This window comes from Kitasatospora sp. NPDC001660, from assembly GCF_053596725.1.
On record NZ_JBSFGU010000003.1, the window covers coordinates 126,977 to 144,633 of the forward strand.

A 17,657-nucleotide genomic window follows, 5' to 3' on the forward strand; every position below is an offset into this window, starting at 1 on the left:
CGGGTGGGCGGTAGGTGGGGACCAGGTGGGGTTGGGTCGGTAGGCTCCGTGGCATGGAGCATGAGGTTGTCGTCCCGATGGCTGCCGAGCTGGTGCGGCAGGCGCTGCAGGATCCGGCCGTGCTGGCCCGGAGTGTCCCGGGGCTGAGCACCGAGCCGGCGGCCGTCGGCGGGGGGCCGGCCGAGGAGATCGCTGGCCGGCTGCGGGTGCGGATCGCCGGCTCCACCATCACGTACAAGGGCGTGCTGTCGCTGATCGAGGGCCGGGAGGGCGTGCTGACCGTGCTGGCCGAGGGCCAGGAGGCGCGTGGCAGCGGCGAGGCGACGGCCACCGTTCGGGTGAGCGTCGCGGCCGGCGCCGAGGACGGCACCGCCGTGGTCCGCTTCACCGGCGACCTCAGCGCGACCGGCCGCCTCACCGAGTTCGACGACGACACGCTCGCCGCCGCCGGCCGCCGCCTGCTGGACCGGTTCGCCGCCGCGCTCGTCTCCCCGGACGAGGCGGCCGACGACGAGGCCGAGAACGAGCCCGAGAGCGAGACGGACGCGGAGTCCGGGACCGCGCAGGCGGACACCGCCGCCGGTCCCGAGGACGAGGCCAGCGTCCTGTTCATCGAGGAGCACCAGGACCGCCCCGGCGACGACCTCGACGACGACCTCTCCGACCTCATCGCCTTCTCCGACGCCGACGCGGAGCGCTTCGGCCTGCCCACCGGCGGCGCCGACGAGCACGAGGACGCGGTGGCCGAGGAGCTCCCGGCCGAGCTGCCGTTCGAGTACGAGGAGGAGCCGGTGCTGACCGGCCCCGTGCGCCGCAGCATCGTCGGCCGCTCCGCCGAGGAGGTCGATCACGCCCCGCCGCGCGGCCGCTACGCCCCCGCCCTGCCGGCCCGCAGCGCCCGCGCCCGCGCGGCGTCCCGCTGGGGCGGCGAGGCCGGCGGGATCGTCGTGCCGGGGCCGGGCGGCCGCAGCGCGGTGCCGTGGGTGATCGGCGGCGGGGTGGCCCTGCTGGGCGGCGCCGTGGTGCTGGTGCGGGTCCTGCGCCGCAGGTAGGGCCGACGGGCCACGGCCCCGCCCGGGGTTCTTGTCGATGCCGCCACGCAGGCAGGAGTTCGACGACAGGCCCTAGACTGGACGCTCATGAGCAACGACCGCGACGCCCTGCTGGCACAGATCAAGGACAAGGCCGTCGTGCACGGCAAGGTCACCCTTTCCTCCGGCAAGGAGGCCGACTACTACGTCGACCTGCGCCGGATCACGCTGGACGGCGAGGCCGCCCCGCTGGTCGGCCGGGTGATGCTGGACGCGACCTCCCACCTGGAGTACGACGCCGTCGGCGGGCTGACCCTGGGCGCCGACCCGGTCGCCGCCTCGATGCTGCACGCCGCCGCCGCGCGCGGGCAGAGGCTGGACGCCTTCGTCGTCCGCAAGGCGGGCAAGGCGCACGGCCTGCAGCGCCGGATCGAGGGCCCGGACGTGAAGGGCCGCCGGGTGCTGGCGGTCGAGGACACCTCCACCACCGGCGGCTCGGTGCTGACCGCCGTGGAGGCGCTGCGCGAGGCGGGCGCCGAGGTGGTCGGCGTCGCGGTGATCGTCGAGCGTGGCGGCGCCGCCGCCGTCGAGGCGCAGGGCCTGCCGTACGTGACCGCCTACACCGCGGCCGACCTGGGTCTGTAGTCCTCCGCGCAGGACCCCGAGCAGGACAGAGGGGCCCGGTCCCGTTCCACGTGTTTCACGTGGAACGGGACCGGGCCCCTCTGCTGGAAGCCTCGGGCACTCAGCCCCGCCGGTGGCGCCCGCCGCCGCTCTGCACGGCGTCGCCCACGGCCTCGACGCCGCCCGCCTTCTTCTTCTTGCGCTCCCGCACGACCTCGATGAGGATCGGCGAGATCGACAGCAGGACGATCAGCAGCACCGCGGGGATCAGGTACTTGTCGATCACCGGGGCGAGCGCGTCACCGAAGAAGTAGCCGATCAGCAGCATGGACTCGGTCCACAGCACACCACCGACGACGTTCCACAGGAAGAACGTCCGGGCGGGCATCTCCAGGGTGCCCGCGACCGGGTTGAGGAAGGTGCGGACGATCGGCATGAAGCGCGCCAGCACGACGGCCTTGCCGGGTCCGAACTTGGTGAAGTACTCCTCCGCCTTCACCACGTACTCGCGGCGGAAGATCTTCGACTCGGGCTTGTCGAACATCCTGGGCCCGACCTTCATCCCGATCAGGTGCCCGAGCTGGGCGCCCGCGACCGCCGCCACCGGGGCGCCGACGAGCAGGACCGCGATCGGCAGCTTGGCACCGGTGCCGAGCACCGACGAGGCGGCGTTCGAGGCGGCCACGCCGGCGATGATCAGCAGCGAGTCGCCCGGGAAGAAAAACCCGACCAGCAGGCCGGTCTCCGCGAAGATGACCGCGAGAAGCCCGATGGCGCCGAGGGACGAGATCAGTTGTTTGGCGTCGAGCAGGTTGACGGCCAGCTGGTTGGGGTCCATGGGCGCAGGATAGCGGTCGTTCCTTGACGGCAGCCTCCCCGTGCGCCCCCGCAGCGGCGTTCCGACAGGCGGGCTCCTGCTGACCTGCGAGCACGAGTCTGGGAAGATGGCACCGGCGTCAGGTCCGCGGTCGCAAAACACCCTCGTTGTCCGCCGCGGTGGTCGCCCCGAACCTTGGTACCGGTGAGCCGGACCCGCAGAGCCGCGCGTCGGCGGCCGGTACCCCGGAGTCGTCACGAAGGCGTACCCAGCGTCGGACAGCACCGTCCGTACGCCGCAACCCGACAGGAGCGGATCGCATGCCCATCGCAACTCCCGAGGTCTACAACGAGATGCTGGACCGGGCCAAGGCGGGCAAGTTCGCCTACCCGGCCATCAACGTCACGTCGTCGCAGACCCTGCACGCCGCGCTGCGCGGTTTCGCCGAGGCCGAGAGCGACGGCATCATCCAGATCTCGACCGGTGGCGCGGAGTTCCTGGGCGGCCAGCACAAGAAGGACATGGTGACCGGCGCCGTGGCGCTGGCCGAGTTCGCCCACATCGTCGCCGCCAAGTACGACATCACCGTCGCGCTGCACACCGACCACTGCCCGAAGGACAAGCTGGACGGCTACGTCCGCCCGCTGCTGGCGATCTCCGCCGAGCGCGTGGCCAAGGGCCAGAACCCGCTGTTCCAGTCGCACATGTGGGACGGCTCCGCCGAGACCCTGGCCGACAACCTGGCCATCGCCCAGGAGCTGCTGGCCCAGGCCGCCGCCGCCAAGATCATCCTTGAGGTCGAGATCACCCCGACCGGCGGCGAGGAGGACGGCGTCTCGCACGAGATCAACGACGAGCTGTACACCTCCGTCAACGACGCCGTCCGCACCGCCGAGGCGCTGGGCCTGGGCGAGAAGGGCCGCTACCTGCTGGCCGCCTCCTTCGGCAACGTGCACGGCGTGTACAAGCCGGGCAACGTCGTGCTGAAGCCGGAGCTGCTGCGCGAGCTCCAGGACGCGATCGGCAAGCAGTTCGGCAAGACCGACCCGTTCGACTTCGTCTTCCACGGCGGCTCGGGCTCGACCGCCGAGGAGATCGCCACCGCGCTGGAGAACGGCGTCGTGAAGATGAACCTCGACACCGACACCCAGTACGCCTTCACCCGCCCCGTCGCGGCGCACATGTTCCAGAACTACGACGGCGTGCTGAAGGTCGACGGCGAGGTCGGCAGGAAGAACACCTACGACCCCCGCACCTGGGGCAAGCTGGCCGAGGCCGGCATGGCCTCCCGCGTGGTGGAGGCCGCCCAGCAGCTGCGTTCGGCGGGCAACCGCCTGAAGTGAGCGCGGTAGCGGCGTGAACGTCGGTGCCCCCGGTGGTCCGTCCACCGGGGGCACCCGCGCATCCGTCCGCGGCTACTGCTTGAGCGCCTCGTACGCCTCTTCGCTGCTGTCCTTCAGGAACTGCCAGCAGCGGGTCTCCTCCTCCGTCTCCTTGATCGCGCCGGCCGCGCGGGCCAGCGCCGCCAGGCAGCGCAGGAAGCCGCGGTTGCCGCGGTGCTCCCACGGCACCGGGCCGTGGCCCTTCCAGCCGTTGCGGCGCAGCGCGTCCAGGCCGCGGTGGTAGCCGGTGCGGGCGTAGGCGTACGACTCGACGTAGCGGCCGGCCGCGTAGGCGTCGTCGGCGAGCATGGCCCAGGCCAGGCAGAACGTCGGGAAGTCGGCCGCGACCTGGGTCGGCGAGGCCGACTCCTCCGCCAGCATGCGGTAGGGCTGCTCGTCCTCCGGCAGAAGGGTCGGTTCGGGGCCGTCGAGAAGATTCCTGTGAATCGCCATGAAGTGCAGTCTGCCATCCGAGCCGCAGGGGTCAACCGCCGCCGCGGGTTCGTACCGGGTCTGAAATTGCATACCGAGTATGTAGACATTCACCGGTTCGCCATGTCAGGGTGTCGAGCGTGCCCACAGCCCGAACCGCCTCGCGCGGGAGTGCCCGCGCCGGCCGCAGACGCCGTCCGCGGCGCCGCCGAACAGGCCCTGCCACGCTCGTGGCGCTCGTCGCGACGGTGGTCGTCCTGTCCACGGCGATCGTCCTGCTGATGAGCCGCCAGTCCGGCGCGCCCGCCGCCGGCCCGACGACGCAGGCACGGGCCGTACCGCCGGCCGAGGTCAGCACCCCCGCTCCCACGCCGACACCCGCCCCCACGGCGACGCCGACGCCGACCCCCACGCCCACCCCCACGGCGCCCGACCCTGGCCCCACCAAGGGCGCCGGGACGTTCACGGCGGCCTCCGTCACGGCCCCGGCCGTCGGCAAGGGCAAGATCCGCCGCTACAAGGTCGAGGTCGAGGACGGCATCGGCATCGACGCCTCGGCGGCCGCCAGCCTGATCCACGGCATCCTCGGCGACCGGCGCGGCTGGACCAACAACCACGTGGACGGCTTCCAGCTGGTCTCGAACGGCTCGTCCGACTTCACCGTGAAGATCGCCTCGCCGGCCACCGCCGACCGGATCTGCGGCGCCGCGGGCCTGAACACCCACGGCGAGGTGAACTGCGACGTCGGCGACCAGGTGATCGTCAACTCCAAGCGCTGGAACACCGGTTCACCCGAGTTCGACGGTCCGCTGGACGAGTACCGGGCGCTGATCGTCAACCACGAGGTCGGCCACCGGATCGGCCACGGCCACGAGACCTGCCCCGGCCCGGGCAAGCCGGCGCCCGCGATGATGCAGCAGATCTACGGCCTCAAGGGCTGCACCGCCAACGCCTGGCCGTACTCGGCGGACGGGACGTACCTGAGCGGGCCGTCCGTGCCGTGAACCCGGCCACTCCCCTCGGACTCGCCCCCGGAAAGGGCACGGCTGCCCTCGCCCGGATCACTCCCGGGGGCGAGGGCGACATCGTCCCGCGCCTCGCCCAGGGCATCCGGAACACCGACCCGGATCAGGCCTTCACCGGCGAACCGCTCCGCAAGGCCGCCGAGGCCCTGGCCGGCCGGATCCGCCAGGAGCCCGTCCGGTTCTAGCCGAGGAGCGGCAAGTAGGCGCTCAGGTCGCTGCGTTCGCCCGAGGCCGAGACCGTGGCGGCGTCCACCGCCGCGGCCCAGCCGGTGCGGCCGGTGGCGAGCCGGATCCAGGTCAGCGGATCCGTCTCCACCACGTTGGGCGGGGTGCCGCGGGTGTGCCGGGGGCCCTCGACGGCCTGCACGACGGCGTACGGCGGGATCCGCAGCTCGACGGCGCCGCCGGGGACGCGGTCGGCCAGGGCGTCGGCCAGCAGCCGGGTGACGGCGGCGACGGCCTGGCGGTCGTGCGGGAAGCCGTCGAGGCCGAGCGCGTCGGCCAGGTCGTCGGCGTGCACGACGGCCTCCACCAGCCGGGTCACCAGGTAGTCGGTCAGGAGCATCGGGTGGCCGGTCCCGAGCGCGATCCGCCGCCCGGGTTCGGCCACCGCCGGGCCGTCGAGCACGGACCGCACGGCGGCGGTGGTCCGCTCGAACGCGGCGGCCACCTCCTCGGGCGGGCCGGCGAACCCGGCCGCCGTGAAAGCGGCTGCCGCGGCGTCGACCGCCTCGGCGAGCGCGCTGGTCAACCCGGTGTAGCCGGCCAGGGAGAGCGCCGGCCCGTCCGGCACCGGATCGTCCAGGCGGTCCGGCAGCGAGCCCAGCGCCAGGCTCAGGTGGGCCACCAACTCCCGCACCCGCCACGTCCCCAGACGGGTCGGCACGTCCAGCTGCTTCGCGGTGAGACCGTGCACGGCGGCGCTCAGCGCCCCGGTCTGGGCGGCCAGTGCGGCGCGGACCTTCTTCGGTTGGTACGTACGGGACTTGGGAGGCATGCGCCCCAACATACGCCGAGGGGCGGACGGTTCCGTCGGACCGTCCGCCCCTCAGGCCACGCGGGTCAGGCCAGCAGGGCCTCGATGACGCCGGTGTGGGCGTCCTCCAGCTCCGCCAGCGTGACGCTGAACTGCCCCTGGACGTCGATGCTGTCGCCGTCCACGACACCGATCCGGGTGGCCGGCAGGCCCCGGGCGGTGCACATGTCGTTGAACCGGAGCTCCTCGCTGCGCGGCACCGCCACGACGGCGCGCCCGGCCGACTCGGAGAACAGGAACACGAACGGGTCCATGCCCTCGGGCACGATGATCCGCGCGCCGTGGCCGCCCTTGAGGCAGCTCTCCACGAGCGCCTGGCCGAGGCCGCCGTCGGAGAGGTCGTGCGCGGCGTCGATCATGCCGTCGCGCGAGGCGGCGATCAGGATGTCGCCGAGCAGCCGCTCGCGGTCCAGGTCGACCCTGGGCGGCAGGCCGCCCAGGTGCTCGTGGACGACCTGGGACCAGGCCGAGCCGCCGAGCTCGTCCGCCGTGTCGCCGAGCAGGTAGAGCAGCTGCCCCTCCTCGGCGAAGGCGACCGGGGTGCGCCGGGTGACGTCGTCGATGACGCCGAGCACCGCGACCACGGGGGTCGGGTGGATGGCGACCTCGCCGGTCTGGTTGTACAGCGAGACGTTGCCGCCGGTGACCGGGGTGCCGAGGGTCAGGCAGGCGTCGGCCAGGCCGCGGGTGGCCTCGGCGAACTGCCACATGACGTCCGGGTCCTCGGGGGATCCGAAGTTGAGGCAGTCGGACACGGCGAGCGGCTTGGCGCCGCCGGCCGCGACGTTGCGGTAGGCCTCGGCGAGGGCCAGCTGGGCGCCGGTGTACGGGTCCAGCTTGGTGTAGCGGCCGTTGCCGTCGGTGGCGACCGAGACGCCGAGGTTGGTCTCCTCGTCGATCCGGATCATGCCCGAGTCCTCGCCGACCGAGAGCACGGTGTTGCCGAGCACGTAGCGGTCGTACTGGTCGGTGATCCAGGACTTGGAGGCCTGGTTCGGGTGGCCGGCGACCTTCAGCAGGTCGGCCTTGAGGCCCTCGCCGGTGGTCGGGCGGGCCAGCCGCTCACGGGTGGGGGCGTCGGCCTGCAGCGCGTCCTGCCAGCTCGGGCGGGCGTACGGGCGCTGGTAGGTCGGGCCCTCGTGGGCGACGGTGCGCGGCGGCACGTCGACGACGAGCTCGCCGTGCCAGAAGATCTCCAGGCGCTCGCCGTCGGTCACCTCACCGATGACGTTGGCGATGACGTCCCACTTCTCGCAGATCTCCAGGAAGCGGGCGACCTTGTCCGGCTCGACGATCGCGCACATGCGCTCCTGCGACTCGCTCATGAGGATCTCCTCCGGCGAGAGCGTGTTGTCGCGCAGGTGCACGGTGTCGAGGTCGATCCGCATGCCGCCGGAGCCGGCCGAGGCCAGCTCGCTGGTGGCGCAGGACAGGCCCGCGCCGCCGAGGTCCTGGATGCCCTTGACGAGCTTCTCGCGGAAGATCTCCAGGGTGCACTCGATGAGGAGCTTCTCCTGGAACGGGTCGCCGACCTGGACGGCCGGACGCTTGGCCGGCTTGGTGTCGTCGAAGGTCTCGGAGGCCAGCACCGAGACGCCGCCGATGCCGTCGCCGCCGGTGCGGGCGCCGTACAGGATGACCTTGTTGCCGGCGCCGGAGGCCTGCGCGAGGTGGATGTCCTCGTGCTTCATGACGCCCACGCACAGCGCGTTGACCAGCGGGTTGCCCTGGTAGCAGGAGTCGAAGACGACCTCGCCGCCGATGTTCGGCAGGCCCAGGCAGTTGCCGTAGCCGCCGATGCCCGCGACGATCCCGGGCAGCACGCGCCGGGTGTCCGGGTGGTCGGCCGCGCCGAACCGCAGCGGGTCCATGACGGCGACCGGGCGGGCGCCCATCGCGAGGATGTCGCGCACGATGCCGCCGATGCCGGTGGCCGCGCCCTGGTAGGGCTCGATGTACGACGGGTGGTTGTGCGACTCGACCTTGAAGGTCACCGCGTAGCCCTGGCCGACGTCCACCACACCGGCGTTCTCGCCGATACCGACGAGCATCGCGTCGGAATCGGGCTTCTTCTCGCCGAACTGCTTCAGGTGGACCTTGCTGCTCTTGTACGAACAGTGCTCCGACCACATGACCGAGTACATCGCGAGTTCCGCCCCGGTCGGGCGGCGGCCGAGAATCTCCCGGATCCGCGCGTACTCGTCCTCCTTGAGGCCGAGTTCGGCCCACGGCTGGGCCGTGTCCGGGGTCTGCTCGGCGTTCTTGACGGTGTCGAGGCTCATCAGGCGTTCACCAGCTGCTTCAGGACGGAAGTGAAGAAGCCCAGGCCCTCGGTGGTCGGACCGGTGAGCGGCTCCACGGCGTGCTCCGGGTGCGGCATCAGGCCGACGACATTGCCGGCGGCGTTGGTGATGCCGGCGATGTCGCGGTACGAACCGTTCGGGTTGCCGTAGCCATCAGCGGCGTTGCCGCGGGCCACGTACCGGGCGACCACCCGGCCCTCGGCCTCCAGTTCGTCCAGGACGTGCTCGTCGGCGACGAACCGGCCCTCGCCGTTCTTCAGCGGAACCACGATTTCCTGGCCCGCCGAGTAATCCCGGGTCCACGCGGTGCCGGCGTTCTCGATCCGCAGCTTCTGGTCGCGGCAGACGAAGTGCAGCGAGTCGTTGCGGGTGAGCGCGCCGGGCAGCAGGTGCGATTCGCACAGCACCTGGAAGCCGTTGCAGATACCGAGGACCGGCATTCCGAGCTTCGCCTGCTCGATGATGGTGGCCATGACCGGCGAGAAGCGGGAGATCGCCCCGCAGCGCAGATAGTCGCCGTAACTGAAACCGCCCGGCAGGACCACCGCGTCGACCTGGTGGAGATCCTCGTCACGGTGCCAGAGGGCGACCGGCTCGGCGCCGGCCAGCCGGACCGCGCGCTGCGCGTCGCGGTCGTCGAGGGAACCGGGGAAAGTGACGACGCCTACGCGGGTGGTCACTTCGCCGCCTCCTCGACGCGGACGGTGAAGTCCTCGATCACGGTGTTGGCGAGAAAGGTCTCGGCGGCTTCGCGGATACGGGCGAGCGCGGCGTCGTCGACCGGACCCTCCAGCTCCAGCTCGAAACGCTTGCCCTGGCGGACGTCGGCGATCCCGGTGAATCCGAGACGGGGCAGTGCGCGCTGCACCGCCTGTCCCTGGGGGTCGAGGATCTCCGGCTTGAGCATGACGTCGACTACGACGCGTGCCACTGGCACTCCCGGTGGTGTCTTCGTGAGGCGGGGGAACTCCAGACTACCGGTGGTTTCGGGCCGGATTGCTGGCCGGGGAGGGCGACGCGCGTAGACCCGAGACCCTTACGCCGCAAGGGATCCAGCGCCCCCGACCCCCACCCCGGGCACCCGATTTCAGCGGATTGGGCGGCCCGCGGGAGAACCCCCGAAGAACACCCGAATACGGCACTCCGGGACAGAACCGCCCGTCCCGCGCGCCGGTATCCGCAAGTCCCACGAAGAGACGTGAATATCCGGAAAAGAATGCCGGACTCTTCGATTTCGACCAGCTTCGGGTGCAGAATAGGGCCACCTGTCGCGGCAAGTGCTGCGTATCCGGCGGGCCACCAGGCCTGCCCGTATGCGCTTGCGCGAGTGGTGCACATCAGGCCCCGGGGCGCACCCCGCGCGCCGAAGGCCGAATTGCCCGAGAGGATTGACACCCATGGCTCAGCGTGTAGTTGTCACGCTCTCCGACGACCTGGACGGCGGCGCCGCCGCGGAAACCGTCCACTTCGGCGTCGACGGGAAGTCGTACGAGATCGACCTGTCCGTGGACAACGCGGAAAAGCTGCGGGAGGCCCTCGCACCGTTCGTCGCGGCCGGGCGCCGGCAGAGCCGCACCGGAAAGTCCTTCCGCCGCACCGCGCTGACCCCGGACCCGGCCGCGGTCCGCGCCTGGGCCCAGTCGCGCGGAATGGAGCTGCCGGCCCGCGGCCGGATCCCCAAGCACGTGTACGAGGCGTTCGCCGAGGCGAACTGACCCCGGCGGGGCGTCCGGCCCGAGCCCGGAGACCCCGCGGTCGCCCTGCCCGCCGAAAGGGTGGGGCGACCACCCCGAACGATGCTGTAGAGTATTCCTCGTCGCCGCAACGGAGAGATCCGAAGAGGCGGCGGGTGCCCCCACCGGGCACCACGCGGACGTGGCTCAGTTGGTAGAGCATCACCTTGCCAAGGTGAGGGTCGCGAGTTCGAATCTCGTCGTCCGCTCGCAGTGCGCGAGCACAGCACAACTCAATAGTTTGACCTGCGGACGTGGCTCAGTTGGTAGAGCATCACCTTGCCAAGGTGAGGGTCGCGAGTTCGAATCTCGTCGTCCGCTCCGAAACGAAGGGCCCCTCGGTCGAGGGGCCCTTCGGCATTTCCCGGCACGCGCGGGCGCGGCACCGACCGATGACATTTGTCATCGCCGACCCGTGGATCCGCGTCCCCTTCCGATGACGGCGCGCACTGACCGCGCGGCCCGGGCGCCGGAAGGCTGGAGCCATGGAAACGCGCCAGTCCGCCGGCTCCCCCGGCCCCGTGATCGAGGTCACCGACCTCCAGCGCCACTACGGCACCGGCACCACCGGCTACCACGCCGTCCGCGGCGTCGACCTGACCGTCGGCCGCGGCGAGCTCTTCGCCCTGCTCGGCACCAACGGCGCCGGCAAGACCTCCACCATGGAGCTCGTCGAGGGCCTGGCCGCGCCCAGCGGCGGCACCGTCCGGGTGCTCGGCCACGACCCGTACCGGGAGCGCGCCGCCCTCCGCCCGCGGATCGGCATCATGCTCCAGGAGGGCGGCTTCCCCGGCGAGCTCACCGTCGCCGAGACCGGCCGCACGTGGGCCGGCCTGACCAGCGGCGCCCGCCCGCTGGACGAGGCGCTGGAGCTGGTCGGCCTCGGCCACCGGCGTGACGTGCGGGTCAAGCAGCTGTCCGGCGGCGAGCGCCGCCGGCTCGACCTCGCGATGGCCCTGCTCGGCCGCCCCGAGGTGCTCTTCCTGGACGAGCCCAGCACCGGCCTGGACCCGGAGGCCCGCGCCGCCGTCTGGCGGCTGGTCCGCGAGCTGCGCACCCAGGGCACCACGGTGCTGCTCACCACGCACTACCTGGAGGAGGCCGAGGAACTCGCCGACCGGCTGGCGATCATGCACGGCGGCCAGGTCGTCACCACCGGCACCGTCGCCGAGGTGATCGCCGGACGGCCGTCCCGGATCAGCTTCGAGCTGCCCGCGTTCACCGGGGCCTCGCTCCCGCTGCTGGCCGGGGCCGAGGTCACCGTCGACGGCCGCAAGGTGACCGTGCAGACCTCCGCCCTCCAGCGGAACCTCCACGAGCTGCTCGGCTGGGCCCACCACCACGGCGTCGTGCTCGGCGCCCTGGACGCCCGCAGCGCCTCGCTGGAGGAGGCCTTCCTCGCCATCGCCTCCGAGGCCGCGGCCCACCAGGACCCGCCGCAGTCCCCCGCCGCCCGCACCTCCCGCACCTCCCGCCGCCTGATCGGATCCGCCCGATGACCACCGCCGTCCCCACCACCGCCGGCCCGCAGGGCACCACCACCCTCCGCCGCCTGGCCTCCCTCGGCCGCTCCGAGGCCACCCTGCTGCTGCGCAACCGCTCGGCCCTGTTCACCGCCCTGCTGCTGCCGGTGCTGATGATCGGCGCCCGGCGCGGCACGCTGAAGCAGCAGGCCTCCTCCCACCCCGGCCTGGACGTCGACTCGCTGCTGATCATCGGCACCATCGGCGGCATCCTGGCCTTCGTCGTCTACTACAACCTGACCGCCGCGTACGTCGGCCGCCGCAACGAGCTGGTGCTCAAGCGGCTGCGGACCGGCGAGGCCCGGGACCTGGAGATCCTGGCCGGCACGGCCGTGCCCTCGGTGAGCCTCGCGCTGCTGATGAGCGCGGTCGTCACGGGCGGCGGCGCCGCCTTCCTGCGCCTCGGTGCCCCGGTGAACCCGCTGCTGCTGGCCGCCGGGCTGGTCCTGAGCATCGCCACCATGATGGCGATGGCCGCGCTCACCAGCGCCTTCACCAAGACCGTCGAGACCGCCGGCATCACCACCCTCCCGGTGGTGCTCATCTCGCAGTTCGGCTCCGGGCTGTTCATCCCGCTGGAGGTCATGCCCGGCAAGGTGGCCGACTTCTGCCGGCTGCTGCCCACCACCCCGGGCTTCCAGCTGATCCGGATCGGCTGGACCGGCACCGACGGCTCGGCCGCCGCGACCGGCTTCGGCGGCACCTGGTCCACCGCCGTGCCGCACCTCGTCACGGCCGCCGTGTGGCTGGGCCTGGCGGTCTGGGGCGCGGTCCGGTACTTCCGCTGGGAGTCCCGCCGCTGATGCCCTCCGCTGACGCCCCGGCGAATGGCCTGCTGGAAGCGAAGGTCCTCTCCCCCTCCTCCCTCTGATATGAAGGCAGCGACATGATCGTGACCGAATGGGGAGGGATCCGATGGGGGTCCGGGGGCCGATCCGCCGCTGGAAGGGCTACGGCAAGCCGCAGCGCGCCGAGCTGTACTTCCGCTGGTCGCTGTACCTGATGGCGTGGATGATGCTGCCGATCAACCTCCTGGTCAGCGCCTCCCCCGCGAACCCCCCGCACTCCGGCACGGCCGTCCAGGTCGCCCTGGTCGTCTCGCTCGCCTCCACACTGGTCACGCTCCGGGCGTACCGCACCGCGCTCGACCACTACCTGAAGCGCCCGAGCGAGTACCGGCGCTGGCTGATCGTCAACGCCGCCCTGACGGCGGGCGGCTCCTGGACCGTCCTGCTGCTCGGCCCGTCCACCGGCGGGCCGGCGAACCCCCACGCGCCGCCGTTCACCGCGGTCGTCGCCGCCGCCCTGCTGGGCGCGGCGATCGGCCCGGCGGCCATCGCCCTCTCCCTGCCCAGGGCCTTCCTCACCGGACTCGGACTGGTCCTGCTGACCGCTCCCGCGATGGTGCTGGCCCGGATCGACGCCGGCACCACGGTCGGGACGCTGGTCGGGGCGTCGATCGGCCTGTCCTTCCTGATCGGCAGCTGCCGCAGCTTCGCGTGGGTGACCGCGATCGTCTGGGAACTGGACGCCGCCCGCGAGGCACAGTCCCGGCTCGCCGTCGCCGAGGAGCGGCTGCGGTTCTCCCGCGACCTGCACGACGTCATGGGCCGCAACCTCACCACGATCGCGCTCAAGAGCGAGCTCGCCGTCCAGCTCGCCCGCCGGGAGCGCCCGGAGGCCGCCGACCAGATGGCCGAGGTGCAACGGATCGCCCAGGACTCGCATCGCGAGGTCCGGGACGTCATCCGCGGCTACCGCACCGCCGACCTGCACGCCGAGGCGATCGGCGCCCGGGCGGTGCTCCGCTCCGCCGACGTCGCCTGCGAGATCGACCTCGGCGAGGACGCCGACCAACTGCCGTCCCCGGTGCAGTCGGTGCTCGGCTGGGTGATCCGCGAGGCCACCACCAACGTGCTGCGGCACAGCGAGGCCGCCCACTGCCTGATCCGGCTGCACCGCGAGGACGGGCGGGCGGTGCTGGAACTGGAGAACGACGGGGTGCCCGAGGTGCCGCTGCCCTCCCAGGGCAGCGGCACCGGGCTGCGCGGGCTCCGCGAGCGACTGGCCGCCCACGACGGCGAGTTGACCGTCCCGACGGCCGCGCCGGGCACCTTCCGGATGCGCGCCACCGTACCGATCTGACCGTTGTCCCCCAGCCTGACGGCTGGGTGGGGGTCCCCCCGGCCGAAGGCTGGGGGGACCCCCAGTCCGCCGACGCCGAGGAGGCCCACCGATGACCGAGACCCCGCCCGTCCGCGTCCTGCTCGCCGACGACGAGCACCTGATCCGGGGAGCGCTGGCCGCGCTGCTCTCGCTGGAGGACGACATCGAGGTCGTCGCCCAGGCCGGCTCCGGCCCGGAGGCGCTCGCGATGGCCCGGACGCACCGGCCCGACATCGCGGTGCTGGACCTGCAGATGCTCCCCCAGCCTGGCGGCCGGGAGGTACCCCCAAGCCTGGACGGCATCGAGGTGGCCACCGAACTGCGCCGGCTGCTGCCGGACTGCCGCTGCATGATCGTCACCGGCCACGGCCGCCCCGGCCACCTGAAGCGGGCGCTGGAGGCGGGGGTGCGCGGCTTCCTGCCGAAGACCGTCTCGGCGGCCGACCTGGCGGGGATCATCCGGACCGTCCGGGCCGGCGGCCGGTACGTCGACCCGGAGCTCGCCGCGGACGCGATCAGCGCGGGCGAGACGCCGCTGACGCCGCGCGAGACCGACGTCCTGGAGCTGGCCGCGGACGGCACGCCGATCGCCGAGATCGCCGCGCGGGCGGCACTGTCCCAGGGCACCGTGCGCAACTACCTGTCCTCGGCGGCCACCAAGCTGGGCGCGGAGAACCGGCACGCGGCGGTACGGATCGCCCGCGAACACGGCTGGATCTGAGCCGGGCCCGCAGGCGATCCGATCCCGAGGCGGCTCAGGCCCAGGTGGCGCCGGTCAGGCGCTCGTACACCTCGATGTACTTGGCCCGGGTCTGCTCGACCACCTCGGCCGGCAGCGCCGGCGGCGGCTCCTCGCTGTAGCGGTCCCAGCCGGACGCCGGGGAGACCAGCCAGTCCCGGATGAGCTGCTTGTCGAAGGACGGCTGCGAGCGGCCCGGCTGCCACTCGTCGGCCGGCCAGTAGCGGGAGGAGTCCGGGGTGAGCACCTCGTCGCCGATCACCAGCTCGCCGTCCAGCAGGCCGAACTCGAACTTGGTGTCGGCCAGGATGATGCCGCGGTCGCGGGCGATGTCCCGGGCGCGGGCGTAGACGTCGAGGGTGGTGCGGCGCAGCTGGGCAGCGAGCTCGGCTCCGATCCGGCGGGCGGTCTCCTCGTAGGAGACGTTCTCGTCGTGCTCGCCGACCTCGGCCTTGAGCGCCGGGGTGTAGATCGGCGCGGGCAGCTCGGAGCTGTTCTCCAGGCCCTCGGGCAGCGCGATGCCGCAGACCGTGCGGCTCTCGTTGTACTCGGTCAGGCCGGAGCCGGCCAGGTAGCCGCGGGCGACCGCCTCGACCGGGATCATCTCCAGGCTGCGGCAGATCAGGGTGCGGCCCTTCCAGTCGGCCGGGGCGCCGGCCGGGACCTCGGTGGAGATCACGTGGTTGGGCACGATGTCGGCGATCCGCTCGAACCACCACAGGGAGAGCTGGGTGAGGACGCGGCCCTTGTCGGGGATCTCGTTCGGCAGCACCCAGTCGTGGGCGGACATCCGGTCGCTGGCCACCATGACCAGCTCGCCCGACTCGGTGCGGTAGAGGTCGCGCACCTTGCCGGTGTGCAGGTGGACCAGGCCGGGTACCTGAACCGGCTCGGGCTTGGTGACAAATCCGCTCAAGGTGTCTCAGTCCTCAGGGGTCGTTCGCGAGCGTGGGGCACCGCGAAAGGGGAGGTCACTGCCTCCGCAGTCTTTCACGAACCCCCCGAGCGGCCTGCGGGTGCTTGCGGCGGCGGGCTCAGGACTCGTTCTTGCACAGCCGGTCGAGCAGGTTGGCGGTGGCGCGCTGGATGCGCTCGTCGGTGAGCCCGGGACGGCCCAGCGCGGGCGACCAGGCGAAGGTGCCGGCCGCGAAGACGTACGCGCCGCTGGGCGCGCGGTAGAGCGACGTCTCCTGGTAGCGGGTGCGGCCGGCGGGGTCCTGGTACGGGGAGTGGGCGAGCAGGACGCGCTCGGTGTGTTCGGGCAGCGCCACCTTGGGGTAGTAGCGGTCGGCCTCGCCGGCCACCAGGCCGGGCAGCTCGTCGCCCTCCTGGAGCCCGGTGCCGTCCCACAGCCAGTGCGCGGTGTGCCGGGCGATCAGCGGGACGGGCGCGGCGACCCGGCCCGAGTACTGCACGCCGAGCAGGTGCTGCTCGGGCTCGCCGGCGTCCCGCCACAGGGCGCTCGCGGCACCGGGCGCGCCGGCCGCCGGGCTGCCGGGCCCGACCTTCTGGCGCTTGCGGCAGTTGAGCAGCCGGTTGGGCTCGCCGGAGGCGGCGGCGGTCAGCTCGACCCGCCAGTACATGGTGTTGGCGGACAGGAAGACCAGCGAGGTGCCGCCGTCGCGGGCCCGCTCGGCGGCCCGGCGCATCGGTTCGGACCAGTACTCGTCGTGGCCGGGGAAGACCAGCGCCCGGTGCCTGGCCGGGTCGACCAGGCCGGCGTGCAGGTCGGTGGCGGTCGCGTAGGCGAGGTCGTAGCCGTAGCGCTCGGCCCAGCGGATGAAGTCGTAGGCGTGGCCGACGTGCAGCGGCAGCCCGGCGGTGGCGTGCGGGCGGTCGAAGGAGACGGTGACGGCCGCCTCCGACTCGCCGACCAGCCCGCCCTGGCCGTCCCACGCGTGGTAGAGGCTCGCGCCGCTGCGGCCGTCCTCGGGGAACAGGTTGTAGGCCTGCCAGGTCACGTCGGGGACCACCAGGAGGAGTTCGGCGGCGTGCGCCTGGTCCTCGAAGTCCCGTACGGTGAACGGGATGTGGCTGCGGTGCAGCATGTCCGCGGTGGTCAGCACGGCGACGTACGCGCCGGGCTTCCAGTGGGTGGGGACCTGCAGCCGCCAGGAGTGCCACCAGTGGTGGCAGGAGACCGTCCGGCCGACCACCAGCGGGGCGGGCTGGGCGAGGCCGGCGATGAGCGGGCTGGACGTCATGTGGCGGGCGCCGTCGCCGCCGTAGTGGCCGATCCGGTAGACGTCCACGGTGAACTCGCGGGGCGGGTTGACGGTGACCCGGAAGTCCACCGAGCCGCCGGGGCGGATCACGCCGGCGGAGGCGAAGCCCTTGATCTGCTGGACGACGTCGTCGGCGCTGCGCGGGGTGCCGACCGGCGGCCTGGGCCGGGCGCCGGCGGCCAGCGGCCGCTGGCCCGGGGCGTCCACGGAGACGTACCAGGGCACGGTGCCCTCGGCGTCGGCCAGGTACTCGTCGGGGCTGCGCAGCCAGGGCAGCGGGCCTTGGCCGAAGGGGTCGGAGGCGCTGTAGGCGAGCGTTCCGGACTCCCAGCGGCGGTTGAGTTCGGTACCCACGCGCCCCTCCCAGGTGCACTTCCGTCCGGCTGGCGCGTGCCCCCCGGATGTGCGTGCGGTCTAATACACCACACAGTGCTGGCGCTGCGTCACTCCGCGGTGGCAATTGGTGGCGACAATCTTCGGCCCTTCCGCGGCAGGCCCTCCGGCCTGCGGAGACGGCCGCCCACGGACCCTCCCGGGGGCGCGTGGAAGGGCGCCGAGCGCCGCCGTGGATCAGGGGTTGTCGGCGGACCTTCGTCGAACGCCCGAGGGCCGGGCCGACAG

The 17,657-nt window shown here is 72.6% G+C and carries 18 protein-coding genes and 2 tRNA genes; 12 read left to right on the forward strand and 8 right to left on the reverse strand.

The features are described 5' to 3' along the window. Positions 1 to 53: 53 nt before the first annotated feature. Entirely contained in the window at positions 54 to 1,052 is a 999-nt protein-coding gene (locus tag ACWCXH_RS04185; RefSeq protein ID WP_449799768.1) for a hypothetical protein, read from the forward strand. A gap of 87 nt (positions 1,053 to 1,139) precedes the next feature. Beyond that, a complete protein-coding gene (gene pyrE / locus ACWCXH_RS04190) occupies positions 1,140 to 1,676 on the forward strand; it encodes an orotate phosphoribosyltransferase (RefSeq protein ID WP_449799769.1) in 537 nt (178 codons plus the stop codon). A gap of 100 nt (positions 1,677 to 1,776) precedes the next feature. Here the strand turns inward: pyrE and ACWCXH_RS04195 are convergent, their stop codons facing one another. Next, positions 1,777 to 2,493: a DedA family protein gene (locus ACWCXH_RS04195; RefSeq protein ID WP_449799770.1), complete on the reverse strand. Its 717-nt coding sequence runs from the start codon at positions 2,491 to 2,493 to the stop codon at positions 1,777 to 1,779. Between the two features lie 299 nt (positions 2,494 to 2,792). On the opposite strand from ACWCXH_RS04195, the gene fbaA reads away from it, so the two are divergent. Further along, positions 2,793 to 3,815, forward strand: a complete 1,023-nt coding sequence (fbaA, locus tag ACWCXH_RS04200; RefSeq protein WP_449799771.1) for a class II fructose-bisphosphate aldolase — start codon at positions 2,793 to 2,795, stop codon at positions 3,813 to 3,815. A 72-nt stretch (positions 3,816 to 3,887) separates the two neighbouring features. On the opposite strand, the gene ACWCXH_RS04205 is transcribed toward fbaA, so the two are convergent. Then, positions 3,888 to 4,307, reverse strand: coding sequence for a DUF3151 domain-containing protein (locus tag ACWCXH_RS04205; protein WP_449799772.1), 420 nt, complete (start codon positions 4,305 to 4,307; stop codon positions 3,888 to 3,890). A 119-nt stretch (positions 4,308 to 4,426) separates the two neighbouring features. Between ACWCXH_RS04205 and ACWCXH_RS04210 the strand changes: the two genes are divergently transcribed. Together ACWCXH_RS04210 and ACWCXH_RS04215 are read left to right on the forward strand one after the other, a co-directional pair. After that, complete coding sequence (locus ACWCXH_RS04210) at positions 4,427 to 5,290, forward strand: DUF3152 domain-containing protein (protein ID WP_449799773.1); 864 nt, start codon at positions 4,427 to 4,429, stop codon at positions 5,288 to 5,290. Next, entirely contained in the window at positions 5,287 to 5,496 is a 210-nt protein-coding gene (locus ACWCXH_RS04215; RefSeq protein ID WP_449799774.1) for a hypothetical protein, read from the forward strand. Before ACWCXH_RS04210 ends, ACWCXH_RS04215 begins: the two co-directional genes overlap by 4 nt. Here ACWCXH_RS04215 and ACWCXH_RS04220 read toward each other — a convergent pair. The 4 genes from ACWCXH_RS04220 to purS all read right to left on the reverse strand — a co-directional run bounded on the left by ACWCXH_RS04220 (position 5,493) and on the right by purS (position 9,581). Beyond that, positions 5,493 to 6,308, reverse strand: coding sequence for a sterol carrier family protein (locus ACWCXH_RS04220; RefSeq protein ID WP_449799775.1), 816 nt, complete (start codon positions 6,306 to 6,308; stop codon positions 5,493 to 5,495). The genes ACWCXH_RS04215 and ACWCXH_RS04220 overlap by 4 nt on opposite strands. Positions 6,309 to 6,373: 65 nt before the next feature. After that, positions 6,374 to 8,629, reverse strand: coding sequence for a phosphoribosylformylglycinamidine synthase subunit PurL (gene purL, locus ACWCXH_RS04225; RefSeq protein ID WP_449799776.1), 2,256 nt, complete (start codon positions 8,627 to 8,629; stop codon positions 6,374 to 6,376). After that, the gene (purQ, locus tag ACWCXH_RS04230; RefSeq protein WP_449799777.1) at positions 8,629 to 9,330 is read right to left on the reverse strand and encodes a phosphoribosylformylglycinamidine synthase subunit PurQ; all 702 of its coding nucleotides are present in this window, start codon (positions 9,328 to 9,330) and stop codon (positions 8,629 to 8,631) included. Before purQ ends, purL begins: the two co-directional genes overlap by 1 nt. Continuing rightward, on the reverse strand, positions 9,327 to 9,581 hold the full coding sequence (gene purS / locus ACWCXH_RS04235) for a phosphoribosylformylglycinamidine synthase subunit PurS (RefSeq protein WP_030278336.1): 255 nt from the start codon (positions 9,579 to 9,581) through the stop codon (positions 9,327 to 9,329). The genes purQ and purS overlap by 4 nt, the downstream gene beginning before the upstream one ends. Positions 9,582 to 10,047: 466 nt before the next feature. Between purS and ACWCXH_RS04240 the strand changes: the two genes are divergently transcribed. The 7 genes from ACWCXH_RS04240 (at position 10,048) to ACWCXH_RS04270 (ending at position 14,793) form a co-directional block, all read left to right on the forward strand. Further along, positions 10,048 to 10,365 (forward strand): histone-like nucleoid-structuring protein Lsr2, encoded by a 318-nt coding sequence (locus tag ACWCXH_RS04240; RefSeq protein WP_030304494.1) that lies wholly within the window; start codon positions 10,048 to 10,050, stop codon positions 10,363 to 10,365. 154 nt (positions 10,366 to 10,519) lie between these two features. Continuing rightward, positions 10,520 to 10,592, forward strand: a tRNA-Gly gene (locus tag ACWCXH_RS04245). A gap of 39 nt (positions 10,593 to 10,631) precedes the next feature. Further along, positions 10,632 to 10,704, forward strand: a tRNA-Gly gene (locus ACWCXH_RS04250). A 164-nt stretch (positions 10,705 to 10,868) separates the two neighbouring features. Next, a complete protein-coding gene (locus ACWCXH_RS04255) occupies positions 10,869 to 11,882 on the forward strand; it encodes an ABC transporter ATP-binding protein (protein WP_449799778.1) in 1,014 nt (337 codons plus the stop codon). Beyond that, the gene (locus ACWCXH_RS04260) at positions 11,879 to 12,709 is read left to right on the forward strand and encodes an ABC transporter permease (protein ID WP_449799779.1); all 831 of its coding nucleotides are present in this window, start codon (positions 11,879 to 11,881) and stop codon (positions 12,707 to 12,709) included. Before ACWCXH_RS04255 ends, ACWCXH_RS04260 begins: the two co-directional genes overlap by 4 nt. A 112-nt stretch (positions 12,710 to 12,821) precedes the next feature. Then, complete coding sequence (locus tag ACWCXH_RS04265; RefSeq protein WP_449799780.1) at positions 12,822 to 14,051, forward strand: sensor histidine kinase; 1,230 nt, start codon at positions 12,822 to 12,824, stop codon at positions 14,049 to 14,051. A 91-nt stretch (positions 14,052 to 14,142) separates the two neighbouring features. Beyond that, on the forward strand, positions 14,143 to 14,793 hold the full coding sequence (locus tag ACWCXH_RS04270) for a response regulator transcription factor (RefSeq protein ID WP_449799781.1): 651 nt from the start codon (positions 14,143 to 14,145) through the stop codon (positions 14,791 to 14,793). 34 nt (positions 14,794 to 14,827) lie between these two features. Here the strand turns inward: ACWCXH_RS04270 and ACWCXH_RS04275 are convergent, their stop codons facing one another. Together ACWCXH_RS04275 and ACWCXH_RS04280 are read right to left on the reverse strand one after the other, a co-directional pair. Continuing rightward, the gene (locus ACWCXH_RS04275) at positions 14,828 to 15,727 is read right to left on the reverse strand and encodes a phosphoribosylaminoimidazolesuccinocarboxamide synthase (RefSeq protein WP_449799782.1); all 900 of its coding nucleotides are present in this window, start codon (positions 15,725 to 15,727) and stop codon (positions 14,828 to 14,830) included. Positions 15,728 to 15,845: 118 nt separating this feature from the next. Beyond that, the gene (locus ACWCXH_RS04280; RefSeq protein WP_449799783.1) at positions 15,846 to 17,390 is read right to left on the reverse strand and encodes a N,N-dimethylformamidase beta subunit family domain-containing protein; all 1,545 of its coding nucleotides are present in this window, start codon (positions 17,388 to 17,390) and stop codon (positions 15,846 to 15,848) included. Positions 17,391 to 17,657 lie beyond the last annotated feature (267 nt).